The following is an 11,470-nucleotide window of genomic DNA, read 5'->3' on the forward strand; positions in this document are numbered from 1 at the left end:
CTCCGACTGGCAAGGCAACGCAAAGCAGACGCCTAGCGGGCGAGCCACGCCGGCAGTTGCGCGATCAGGTACAGCGCCGCGCCGATCAGCCCGCCGACCACCGTGCCGTTCATGCGGATGTACTGCAGGTCCTTGCCCACGTTCAGCTCGATCTGCCGGGACATGTCGCGCGCATCCCAGCTGCGGATGGTGTTGCTGATATGCCGCGTGATGAACTCCGCAAAGTCCGGCGCCATGTTGCGCGCCGCGTCGCGCAGATGATCGTTGAGCGATGCGCGCAGGGACGCGTTGCGCGCCAGCTCCGCGCCGATCCACTGGCCCGCCGCCGCCACCTTGCGGTGCGTGGCGGAATCCTCGCGCGCCAGGTCGCGCTTGAACCCATCGCGCCACTCGGCCCAAAGCCCGCCGACATAGGCGTTCAGCGCCCCATCCTGCTTCAGGTGCGCCTTCAGCGCCTCGGCCTTGGCGTGGAACGCGGCATCGTGCTTCAGCCGTTGAATCAAACGCTGCACGGCCGCATCGAAGCGCTTGCGCAGCGCGTGATTGGCGTCGCCCTCGATCTGGGTCAGCACGCGGCTCAGCGCCGCGGAAATCAGGTCAGCGCCATTGCTCCCGATCCACTCGGTGGGAAGCAGCCGCTCCTTCCTGGGGTGATCGCTCTTCAGCCATTCCACGATCCGCTCCGAGATGAAAGCGCGGGCGGGCGGCTCGTTCAGCAAGGCGATCAACTGCGCGATCGTCTCATCGAGCAGCGCCTGGTGCCGATCGTTCCTGGTCAGGCTGTCGAGGATCGTCGCCGCGGACTCCGACAGATCGACCTTGTCGATCATCGTATCCACCGCCCGCTTCAGCAGTGACTGGATGTTGCGCTCATCCATCACATCCAGCATGCCGCTCGCGAACTTCACCACCATATCGCCGATCTGCCGCGCGTTGGCGGGCGACTCCAGCCAGCGGGTGACCACCAGCGCCGGATTGTGCCGCTCGATCAGCGCAACCACGGACTGCACGTCCAGGAACTTCTCCTTCACGAACACCRCCAGGCCATCCGCAATATCGTCCCGCTTGCGGATGATGATGTTGGTGTGGCGCGCAAAGCCCGGCAACGGAATCCGCCGGAACAGCGCCGCCACGGCAAACCAGTCCGCCAGCCCGCCAACCAGCGCCGCCTCCGCCGCCGCCCGCACGCCATCCGTCAAGGGCGCGCGCGGCAGGAAAACAGTGGTGACGAAAACGGCAAACGCGAACAGCAGCAAGGCCAATGCCTTGCGCTTTGCGACCCTGAGTTCTTCTTCCTGATGCATGGGGTACCGGGCCCTGCTGCTGGGCTTGGAGATGGGATCTCCATCATAAATCGCATTCCGGACATGGCAATGTCCGGTCCTACTATCGGCTATCAAACGGTGCAGGCGTAGCGCCCAAGACTCAAAGCCCAGGATACTTCGTCCAGATCCGCTGAACCAGCGCCTCGTCTGCCGGGTCGATGCCCAAGTCCCACTCGGGGAACACGCTCAGGTCGTCGGCCAGCTCGGTGATCACTTCGCGCAGCTCCAACGGCGCCAGCCACTCCGGCGCAATGGCCTCCACGCCAAGCAACGTGCCCAGCAGGTTTCCCGTGATGGCGCCGGTTGAATCCGAGTCGCCATCATGATTCACCGCCAGCACAACGCCGTGACGGAAATCACGTGCGACCAGCGAGCAGTATATGGAGATCGCCAACGCCTCCTCCGCCACCCAGCCCTCGCCCAGGCGCGCGATGGCGTCATCCGAGGCCACATCAGAGTCGGCCAGCGCCTGCGCATGCAGGATGGCCAGCAGCGTCTGCTCGTGATCCGGCTGCTTGGACAGGCACGCCTTGGCGCTCGACAAAGCATCAGGCAGCGCAGCACCGTCGGCCAGCTCGCGGATCAACACCGCCAGCACACCGCCCGTCAGCGACCCGCTTGGATGTCCATGGGTAAGCGCGGCCAGCTCCGTACCCAGGGCAAAGGCGTCCTGAGGCGATCGCTGCCCGGCGCGCCGCCACACAAACAGGCCAGCCGGCGCCACACGCATCACGCCCCCGCAGCCCTTGCTGTCGTTGCGCGCGGGCTCTCCCAGCTTGAGCATGGCCTCCAGCGCCGACAAACAGGTGTTTCCCGGCGCGCGCCGGCTGTGCAGTGCCGCCTGCTGGTAAAGCCATCCCGGCTTGTCCGACAGCACATCGCGATGAAACGCCGGCTGGATCCCCTGCGTCAGCAACCAGCGCAGATAAGCGCGCGAGGCCGCGCCAGGCACACTGCCGATGCCCCCGCTCACCTCGCCCACCCACGCCCGCAGCAAGCCCTCCGCCGTGAACAACGTCATCTGCGTGTCATCGGTGATGGTGCCAACGCCGCCGTAGGCCGGGGCGTAGCCGGTGATGCCGTCTTTGCCAAAGCGCTCGCGGATCTCCGCGAGCGACAGGAACTCCACGGGAGCGCCCAGTGCGTCGCCAACGGCGCCGCCCAGCAGGCAGCCCTGGAAGCGGCTGCGTGTGATCTCGCGATCCATGACCGAAGCAGAAAACAAAAAACCCTCCGTGCAAGGAGGGTCGACGCATGGCCCGTTTGGTTGCTCCTCAAGGAGCCACATCCGCTTTCGCGATCCACCTTGCCCGGGAAGGCAGGTTGGCTTGGGCGTCGACCCAAATCAGAATGTGGGCGGATTGGAACATGGGGGGTTGGGGGGTGTCAAGGGCGGGGGAAGCAGGTTCAGCCGGCGGAAACTACACGGCATCGCCGGAACCAAAGAGTGTCGGCATATCGCGGGCACCGTGAAGGACACGAATAACCGTCACTTCGTCATGGCTAGCCGAGAAGAAAATCACGTAGTTGCCATAGGCGCAAGAGCGGATGTCACTACCCAGCTCAGTTCGGCGGCGATATCCCTGAGCATTCCCCGCGATCCGTCGGCATTGCTCACGCAGTTCCACGATGAAGGTCAGCGCACGCTCAAGGTTGTCCGCTGCGATGTAGTCTGCAATGGCTTCCAGGTCCATTTCGGCCAGCGGCGTAATCGTGAGCCGCATCAGCGATGCTTGCTTTTATCGGCGGACCGATACTTGGTCTCGAGCCTGGCAAAGACATCTTCAGCAGGCTTAGGCTCGCCGCTCGATTTGCCCGCTGCGATCTCAGCGCGCAGTGCTTCCAGTTCCAACTGGTTGCGCTGCTCCTGCTGCTCAAGCAATCGCAGACCAGCGCGCACGACCTCGCTGAGATTGTTGAAGCGTCCGCTTTGCACCTGCTCACGAATGAAGGTCTCGAAGTGACTGCCAAGGGCAACGCTGGTTGGCATTTTGGCGCTCCTAACTGTTAACAACAGTTATTACATCAGGCTGAGCCGGAGTCGTCAATGTGCGTTCGCCAACCTGATAAATGTGCTTTTGAGTTACCTGTCAGCAGGCAATCAGAAGGTCGCCGGTGAGTTGACCCACAAAACCCGTGCCACGCCGGTGCCGGCGTTACGGTAACCGTGCGGCACGCTGCTCGGGAACGTGAACGCATCGCCCACGCCAACTGTGTAGCTCATATCGCCCAGCGTCAGCTCAAGCGTGCCTTCAAGCACATAGCCGACTTCCTCGCCGACATGCTCGATCTGCCCATCGCTGGCTTCGCCCGGTGACACGATGTGGATATTGGCCTGCAGCAAACCACCACGCTTGGCCAGCACAATGCGCTCCAGCGCGATGCCGCCGGCCTTGATGACCGGGCGCTCGCCCTGGCGCTTGATGGGGCTTTCGCTGGGGTTGTCCTCGCTCGTCAGCGCGGCGATATTGGTGTCGAGCGCAACCGCGAGCCGGTGCAGCATCGCGAACGACGGGGAGGCCAGGCCGCGCTCCAGCTTGGAGATCAGGCTTTCCGAGCAGCCAGCCTTCTGCGCCAGCTGCAGCAGCGTGTAGCCCGACACCAGGCGCGCATGGCGCAACCGCACGCCCAAGCTGGAGGCAGGCGTCTTCTTGTCGTTCGGGTCGCTTTGATCTTTTGAGTCGATCTGGTCAACCGCCAGGGCGCTTTTGGCTTTCAATTCACGTTCCGTGCAAGACAAGTTGAAGATGAAGATGCAGAACCCAGGAGAACCCAGGTTACTGGTTCGCCAGCGCGGCCACGGTATAGGCCAGCGCCTGCGCCCCGAGGAATAGTTCGTGCGGCGCTGTTTCCTCTGCTGCGTTATGGCTGATCCCACCTTTGCTGGGCACAAAAATCATGGCCGTGGGGCAATGCTCCGCCAGGTACATGGCATCGTGGAACGCGCCGGATGTGAGGTGCAGCGGCTTGCCCTGCGATGCCTGCTCGCTGGCCCGCGCACAGGCCCGCTCGATCAGGTTCAGCATGGCAGCGGGAAAGTGCGTTGGCGGGCGCCGGAAAAAACATTGGTACGTGATGCCGCCCTGGCGCGGCCGGGCCCGCTCAATCACGGCATCCAGCGTTGCCTCGAAACGCGCCAGCACGGCCTCGTCCACGCAGCGCACATCGATCGTGAATTCTACCTTGCCCGGAATCGTGTTGACTGAGTTGGGGCCGACCTGCCAGCGGCCCAGCGTCAGCCGCAACTGGCTGGCGGCCTCGGCAGCGGCGTAGGCGTACAACTGGTGGGCAATGCCAACGGCAGTAGCCATGGCATCGCTGCGCTCGTCCATGGGCGTGGTGCCCGCATGCGCCATCACGCCGGTGCATGCCACGCGGTACCACCGCACGCTCTGGATGCCGGTGACCACGCCCAGCGGCACGGCCGCGCGCTCCAGCACCGGGCCCTGCTCGATGTGCAACTCCACGCAGGCCGACATCGGCCGCTGCATCGGGCGGCGCGGCACGTCGTCCGTGGCGGCAAGCGCGGCGTCCAGCGCATCGCCGAAGCGGATGTTGGCGCCGTCCACCGACGCGCGATACGCGGGCAGGCAAGCCGGGTCCACAAACGCGCTCGACCCCATGGCCCCGGGCCCGAAGCGGCTGCCTTCCTCGTTGGTCCAGGCCACCACTTCGATCGGGCGCAGCGTCTCGATGCCGGCATCATTGAGGGCCGCGATGACTTCGAGCCCGGCCAGCACGCCGTAGGCGCCATCCAGCTTGCCCCCGACCGGCTGCGTGTCAGCATGGCTGCCGGTCAGCACGGGCGGAAGATCCACCGTGCCAGCGCGGCGAAAAAACAGGTTGGCGCAATCGTCCGTGCTCACCTCGCAGCCCAGCGCGCGCGCCCGCTCGATCAGGTAGCGCCGCGCGGCAAGGTCGATATCGGTCAGCGTTTCACGGGAGACACCGCCATCGTCCCGACCGCCGAAAGCGGCCAGCGCGGCAATGGCCGCCTGCAAGCGGCCGCTATTGACATGGTCCTGCGCCTGTTCTGCCGCGTGCTGCGCCAGTGGATCTTGTTGAGTCAATGGATTCTCCTCGGATTCGGATCGGTCATATCACCGCACTTCAAGCCACGCAGCGCTCAAGCGCCTGCGCAGCCGCAAGCACGCGCGCATCGCCCCGGTGCGGGCCAATCAGCGTCACGCCCACCGGCATGCCGTGCGCACCCGTGCCGGTAGGCACATGGACGCAGGGATTGCCAAGCAGGGTCCACATGCGATTGAACATGGGATCGCCCGTCGCGCCCAGGCCGGCCGGGGCCTCGCCCGGCGCGCTCGGCGCGAGGACGACGTCGACGAACTCGAACCTCTGCTCGAAGGCCCTGCGTGCGGAACTGGCGAGCGCCTGCGCGGCAAAGAAGCGGCTGCCATCGATGCCACGGCCTGCCGCCAGCAACGCGGCAAAGCCGCTGCTGAGACCATCGGGCCGCGCGCGCATTTCCGGCGCGAAGGCGGCTGCGGCTTCGTACGCCATGATGTCGATCTGGGCCTGCGTCAGGTCGTCGAATGCAGCGGGCAGCATCAGGTCGCTCAACACGGCGCCACGGCCCTCAAGCCAGCGCGCAGCCGAGTCCAGCGCACGCCGGCTGTCATCATCCGCGCGCTCCCAATGCGGCGTGCGGCAAATGCCAACGCGCAACGCCGTCGCCTGCCCGGTCTGCGGCGGCGTGAGCGGGAGGCGCGCCATCGCGCCGATGAAAAAGGCAGCATCGTCGACGCAGCGCGCCAGCACGCCCACGGTATCCAGGCTAGGCGCGAGCGACTTGATGCCGGCCGACGGCAGCGTGCCATAGGTCGGCTTGTAGCCGACCACACCGCAATAGGCAGCAGGACGGATGATGGAGCCGGCAGTCTGCGTGCCGAAGGCGATCGGMACCATGCCGGCAGCCACCGCCGCCGCCGATCCGCTGGACGAGCCGCCCGGCGTGCGCGGGGCATCGGCGGGGGCGCGCGGGTTGCGCGTGGGACCCGGCTGGAAAGTAGCGAACTCCGTGGTCACGGTCTTGCCCATGACCACCGCACCCGCGGCGCGCGCCATCGCCACGCAGGCGGCATCCATGACGGGCCGATGCCCGGCGTAGATCGGCGAGCCATACGTGGTGGGCATGTCGGCGGTGTCCATCAGGTCCTTCACGCCGATGGGCAAGCCATGCAACGCGCCCAAGGCAGGTCCCGCATCCAGCAACCGCGCCTGCTGCAATGCCTGCGCCCCGTTGAAATGCTGCCAGGCCAGAATGCCGGCCTCGGCAGCATCGATGCGCTCGATGTACGCGCGTACCAATGCCTGCACGCTAAGTTCGCGCCGCGCCATGCGTGCCGCCAGCTCGCGCGCCGGCAGTGCCAGGAAATCGTGCATGCCTGTTCTCCGTCAGCCGAAATACGCCGAGCGCACTTCGTCGTTGCTGGCCAGCGCTTCGGCCGTGCCCTGCGCCACCACGCGCCCTTGCGACAGCACGTAGCCGTAATGCGAAATGGCCAGCGTCTGCCGCGCGTTCTGCTCGACCAGCAGCACGGTGATGCCCAGTGCGTTGATCTGCTTGATGACCTTGAAGTTCTCTTTCACATACAGCGGCGACAGCCCGAGCGACGGCTCATCGATCACCAGCAGCTTCGGCTCCGCCATCAAGCCCCGGCCGATCGATACCATCGCCTGCTCACCGCCCGACATCGTCCCCGCCAGCTGCGTCGCCCGCTCCTTCAGGCGCGGAAAGATATCGTAGACCTTGGCCAGGCGATCGCGCACCCGCGCCGCATCCGCCTCCAGGTATGCGCCCAGCGCCAGGTTCTCCGCCACCGTCATGCGCGGAAAGATCTTGCGCCCCTCCGGGATGCAAGCGATGCCGGTAGCGATGATGTTGTGCGTCTTCTCGCCAGCCAGGTCCTTGCCGTCCCACAAGACCTGGCCCTGGCGCGGCGGCGTGAGGCCGAGGATGGCGCGAATCAGCGTGCTCTTGCCCGCGCCATTGGCGCCGAGGATGCAGGTGATCTTGCCAGGGGCCACGTCGATGGAAACGTCATGCAGCACGTTGACCTTGTCATACCCGGTGGTGAGCCCTTTCACGCTGAGCGTGCCGGGGGAATTGAGCGTGCTCATGCGGCTTCCTCTCCAAGGTAGGCGGTCTGCACATTGGCGTCGGCGGTGATTTCCGTGTAGGTGCCCTCGGCGATCTTCTTGCCATAGTTCAGCACCACGCAGCGGTCGGTAATGCGCTCGATCACGTTCATCTCATGCTCGATCAGCACCACCGACAAGTTCGGCAGCTTGCCGCGCACATCCAGGATGTCGCTCATCAGCGCATGCGTTTCGTCATGCGTCATGCCGGCGGAAGGCTCATCGAGCAACAGCAGGCGCGGCTGGCTCATCAGCGCGCGGCACACCTCGATGCGGCGGCGGTCGATCATGGTGAAGGTCTCCACGGGCTCGAACAGCCGCGCCACCAACGGCGGGCTGAAGATATTCAGCAGCCCCTTCACCTTCTCCACATAGGCGTCGTACTCCGCGCGAAACGCCTTGCGCCGGAACAGGTTGAACACCAGCCCGTGCTGCATGTGCTGGTAGTCGCCGATGACGATGTTGTCGAATACCGTGAGCGGCAACGACAAGCGCGAGCGCTGGAAGGTCCGCGCCACGCCGCTGCGGTAGATGTCCTGCGGCGTCTTGCCGATGACGTTCTCGCCGTTGTAGGTGATGGTGCCGCTGCTCGCCTTGTACAGGCCGGTCAGCACATTGAAGAAGGTAGTCTTGCCCGAACCGTTGGGCCCCAGCAGCCCGAGGATCTCGCCCTCGCGGATTGTCATGTCCAGGCTGTCCAGCGCGGTCAGGCCGCCGAACCGCATGGTCAGGCCCTTGACTTCAATCATGGTCTTGTCACTCATCGCGAAGTCTCCCGGCCAAAGAACAAGCGCGTCTTGCGCGGCAGCAGCCCGTCGGGGCGGAACAACAGGATGGCGATCACCAGCGCCGCGTAGAAGAGAAAGCGGTATTCCTGGATGAACTGCAGCTTCTCCGGCAACACCAGCACGATGATGGCCGCCGGAATCAGGCCGACCGCATTGCCCAGCCCGCCCAGGATCACGATCGACAGCATCAGCAGCGAATCTGAGAACGTAAAGTTGTTCGGCGCCACGAAGCCGGTGATCATCCCGTACATGCTGCCCGCGATGCCCGCAAAGAAATTGCCCAGCATGAAAGCCACGACCTTCCAGCGCGCGATATGCAAGCCGAAGGTGGCGGCGGCCGTCTCGTCCGTGCGCACCACATCCATGCTCAATCCCACCCACGAGCGCTCCAGCGCCTTTACCGTTGCAAAGACACCGGCACAGATGCCGAGGCTGATCAAGGCATAGCTGACGTAGAACGACACGTCGACACCCGCCACCGTAAAACCGTCGTTCAGCGCGTAACCAAAGATGGTCATGCCCGGCACCTGCAGGCCCTGCGGCCCGCCCAGCACATCGTTGACCTCGATGAAGGTCTTGAACAGGATGCCGAAGGCGATGGTCACCAAGGCAGCATAGTGCCCCCGCGTGCGCAACACCGGCGTGATCAGCATCGAGCCGACCAGCGCCGCGATCACGCCCGAGATGACGATGATCAGCAAGTGCGGAATGCCGGTGTGCATGGCCATCACCGCAGTGGCATAGCTGCCAATGCCAAAGAACGCCGCGCCCGCGAAGTTGGCCACGCCAGAGAAGCCAAACTGCAGCGTCAGGCCGAGGCAGGCCGTGGTGTACAGCAGCACGGAGCAGATCATCAACAGCGCGAAGTGCGCATCGTAGAACGCGGCGATCAGCGCCAGCGTGCCGCCCACCGCCCACAAGCGGGCCAGGCCCGGACGGCTGGCGCCGGCCTCCTCGAGCGCGCGGTTGGCGCCCAGCTTCCGGCCGGCAATGACCGTCGCGATGGCAACGGCCAGCAAGATGGCCACGCTGAGCTGCGACTCCGCATGCAGGAACAACCACATGTAGACGGTCAGCGCGATGCCGGCCAGCGCCAGCACCACGGCGGGATGACGCCTGGCTGATGTGTGACTCTTCGGGGTATTCGGGGTATTCGGGGTATTCGGGGTATTCGTGATGTTCATGGTGTCAGACCCGCTCACTGGATTTTTCTGCGATCAGGCCGGTCGGCTTCCACGCCATCAGCACGATGACAACGGCGAAGGCGAAGACGTCCTTGTACGCGCTCGGGATATCCGGAATCAGCGCAGGCAATGTGGCGCTGCCAAGCACCTGCAGCGCGGCAAACAGGAAGCCGCCAAGGATGGCGCCGTAGATGTTCCCCAGCCCGCCGAGAATGGCCGCGGCAAAGCCGATCACGCCAAGCAGCAGCCCCACATTGAAGTTGATCTCGTTGTAGTACAGCCCGTTCATCACGCCCGCCAGCGCGGCCATGCCCGAGCCCAGCGCGAATGTCAGCAGCACCACCGCCTCGAAGTTGATGCCCATCAGCCGCGCCGTTTCGCCATCCTGCGCCACCGCGCGGATCGCCATGCCGAAACGGGTACGCGTGATCAGCAGATGCACGCCGACGATGATGGCGATGCCGGTAGCCAGCAGGATCAGGTTATCGGCACGCAGCGACAAGCTGCCCAGCTCGATGGAAGCCGTCGGCAGCAGCGCCGGGAACGGCTTGGGGTTGGCGCCGTCGGGATAGAACAGCCGCACGGATTCGCGCATCACCGTGCCCAGCATCAGCGTGGCCAGCAGTGTATTGAGCGGTGCCGCCTTGCGCAGCGGCAGGATCAGGAATTTKGCAATCGCCGCGCCCAKCAGGCCGGTCACGCAGATCGCGCACAGCACCACCRCCAGCAAGCGGATCCAGGGCGACTGGATGTCGAGCATCAGCACGCCGGTGGACGCCGCCAGGCCAGCAAACGCGCCGACCATCAGCGTATCGCCGTGCGAGAACTTGATCACATCCAGCACGCCGAAAAACAGCGTAAATCCCACGGCGACCATGGCATAGATCATGCCGAGCATCAAACCGTTGAAGACGTATTGGCCAATCACACTCATCGAGTACCCCTCCCCCATCCAGACAAGAAGCCAGACGCCACGCGCACTCGGCCACGGGCCGCCGCGCCTTGCGGTCGCGGGCCCGTGGAATCGCCGGATCGTGGGATCGTGCTTTCCTGGTTTAACGCTTCGGTGATTTACAAGCCGGCGAGCTTCTTCTTGCCCTTGCCGTAGGTGCTGTCCTCCCAGATCACCCACTTGCCATCCTCGACCACATACTTGGTCACCAGCGGCACGATGTTCTGGCGACGATCATCGAACGTCACCTTGCCGATGATGGTGTCGGCATCCTTGGTCGCATTGAGCGTGTCGCGCACCTTCTTGCGATCCGGCCCCACCTTCTCCACCGCATCCATGATCAGGTTGGCCGCGGCAAACGCAAACGGGCCATACGCCTCAGGCGGATCGCTGTACTTCTGCTGCGAATACTTGCCCGCGAAGAACAAGCCGCCGGGCAGCTTCTCCCACGGCGCGCCCTCGATAAAGGCCAGCGAGCCCTCGGCCTGCTCCTTGCCCGTACCCTGGATATACGCATCGGACTTGATGCCCGACGTTCCCTCGAACTGCGCCTTGATGCCCAGCTTCTCCATCTGCGTGCGGATACGCACGCCCAGCGGCGTGAGGCCRCCAAAGTAGACAACGTCCGGCTTCAGCTCGCGGATCTTGGTCAGCTCCGTCGTGAAATCCTGCTGGTCGGCCGTCACGCCGAACGTACCCAGCACCGTGCCGCCATCCTTTTTCAGGAACTCGCTGAAGTACTTGTTGTGGCCTTTGCCGTAATCCGTGGTGTCATGGATGATCGCCCACTTCTTGTAGCCCAGGCCCGTCATGAACTTCGCCGCAACCTCGCTCTGGTTGATCATCGTGCCGTTGACGCGATGGATCTCCTTGAAGTTATTGCCGTAAGTGACATCCGGCAACACGGCGCCCCACACCACGGCCGGCATGCCAAAGCGGTTGTACACGCCAACCGTACCCATCGCCACGGCGGAGCAGAAATGCGTCACCCCCGCCACGATGCTCTTGTCGGCAGCAATCTTGGTCGCCACCTGCACGCCCACGTTGGGGCGGCACTCATCGTCC

Annotated in this window: 12 protein-coding genes and 1 riboswitch; all 12 genes read right to left on the reverse strand. The window is 64.6% G+C overall.

Annotated features, from left to right (window positions below; genetic code table 11):
* Positions 1-32 precede the first annotated feature (32 nt).
* Positions 33-1,304, reverse strand: a complete 1,272-nt coding sequence (locus AC1DS3_RS10965; protein ID WP_477127155.1) for a DUF445 domain-containing protein — start codon at positions 1,302-1,304, stop codon at positions 33-35.
* A 121-nt stretch (positions 1,305-1,425) separates the two neighbouring features.
* Positions 1,426-2,550: an ADP-ribosylglycohydrolase family protein gene (locus AC1DS3_RS10970; protein ID WP_477127156.1), complete on the reverse strand. Its 1,125-nt coding sequence runs from the start codon at positions 2,548-2,550 to the stop codon at positions 1,426-1,428.
* 28 nt (positions 2,551-2,578) lie between these two features.
* A riboswitch (SAM-I-IV-variant riboswitch) is annotated at positions 2,579-2,684 on the reverse strand.
* 62 nt (positions 2,685-2,746) lie between these two features.
* Positions 2,747-3,049, reverse strand: a complete 303-nt coding sequence (locus AC1DS3_RS10975) for a type II toxin-antitoxin system RelE/ParE family toxin (protein WP_441639200.1) — start codon at positions 3,047-3,049, stop codon at positions 2,747-2,749.
* Positions 3,049-3,315, reverse strand: coding sequence for a type II toxin-antitoxin system ParD family antitoxin (locus AC1DS3_RS10980; protein WP_441639202.1), 267 nt, complete (start codon positions 3,313-3,315; stop codon positions 3,049-3,051). The genes AC1DS3_RS10975 and AC1DS3_RS10980 overlap by 1 nt, the downstream gene beginning before the upstream one ends.
* A 111-nt stretch (positions 3,316-3,426) precedes the next feature.
* Positions 3,427-4,011 (reverse strand): helix-turn-helix domain-containing protein, encoded by a 585-nt coding sequence (locus AC1DS3_RS10985; protein ID WP_441639263.1) that lies wholly within the window; start codon positions 4,009-4,011, stop codon positions 3,427-3,429.
* A 91-nt stretch (positions 4,012-4,102) separates the two neighbouring features.
* Positions 4,103-5,395, reverse strand: coding sequence for a M20 family metallo-hydrolase (locus tag AC1DS3_RS10990; protein ID WP_441639204.1), 1,293 nt, complete (start codon positions 5,393-5,395; stop codon positions 4,103-4,105).
* Between the two features lie 40 nt (positions 5,396-5,435).
* Positions 5,436-6,725, reverse strand: coding sequence for an amidase (locus AC1DS3_RS10995; protein ID WP_441639206.1), 1,290 nt, complete (start codon positions 6,723-6,725; stop codon positions 5,436-5,438).
* A gap of 12 nt (positions 6,726-6,737) precedes the next feature.
* The gene (locus AC1DS3_RS11000; RefSeq protein WP_441639207.1) at positions 6,738-7,463 is read right to left on the reverse strand and encodes an ABC transporter ATP-binding protein; all 726 of its coding nucleotides are present in this window, start codon (positions 7,461-7,463) and stop codon (positions 6,738-6,740) included.
* A complete protein-coding gene (locus AC1DS3_RS11005) occupies positions 7,460-8,245 on the reverse strand; it encodes an ABC transporter ATP-binding protein (protein WP_416050112.1) in 786 nt (261 codons plus the stop codon). Before AC1DS3_RS11005 ends, AC1DS3_RS11000 begins: the two co-directional genes overlap by 4 nt.
* Positions 8,242-9,372, reverse strand: a complete 1,131-nt coding sequence (locus AC1DS3_RS11010) for a branched-chain amino acid ABC transporter permease (RefSeq protein ID WP_459374071.1) — start codon at positions 9,370-9,372, stop codon at positions 8,242-8,244. The genes AC1DS3_RS11005 and AC1DS3_RS11010 overlap by 4 nt, the downstream gene beginning before the upstream one ends.
* 85 nt (positions 9,373-9,457) lie before the next feature.
* The gene (locus tag AC1DS3_RS11015; protein WP_477127157.1) at positions 9,458-10,387 is read right to left on the reverse strand and encodes a branched-chain amino acid ABC transporter permease; all 930 of its coding nucleotides are present in this window, start codon (positions 10,385-10,387) and stop codon (positions 9,458-9,460) included.
* A gap of 137 nt (positions 10,388-10,524) precedes the next feature.
* On the reverse strand, positions 10,525-11,470 hold a 946-nt coding region (locus AC1DS3_RS11020; protein ID WP_477127158.1), incomplete at its 5' end, for a branched-chain amino acid ABC transporter substrate-binding protein.

This window comes from Cupriavidus sp. 01L46 (assembly GCF_056399905.1).

What these genes read in the sequence shown, in the direction of transcription:
- AC1DS3_RS10975 (WP_441639200.1), bottom strand. Translation starts at nt 3,049, where the DNA reads ATGCGGCTCACGATTACGCCGCTGGCCGAAATGGACCTGGAAGCCATT.
- AC1DS3_RS10980 (WP_441639202.1), bottom strand. Translation starts at nt 3,315, where the DNA reads ATGCCAACCAGCGTTGCCCTTGGCAGTCACTTCGAGACCTTCATTCGT.
- AC1DS3_RS11000 (WP_441639207.1), bottom strand. Translation starts at nt 7,463, where the DNA reads ATGAGCACGCTCAATTCCCCCGGCACGCTCAGCGTGAAAGGGCTCACC.
- AC1DS3_RS11005 (WP_416050112.1), bottom strand. Translation starts at nt 8,245, where the DNA reads ATGAGTGACAAGACCATGATTGAAGTCAAGGGCCTGACCATGCGGTTC.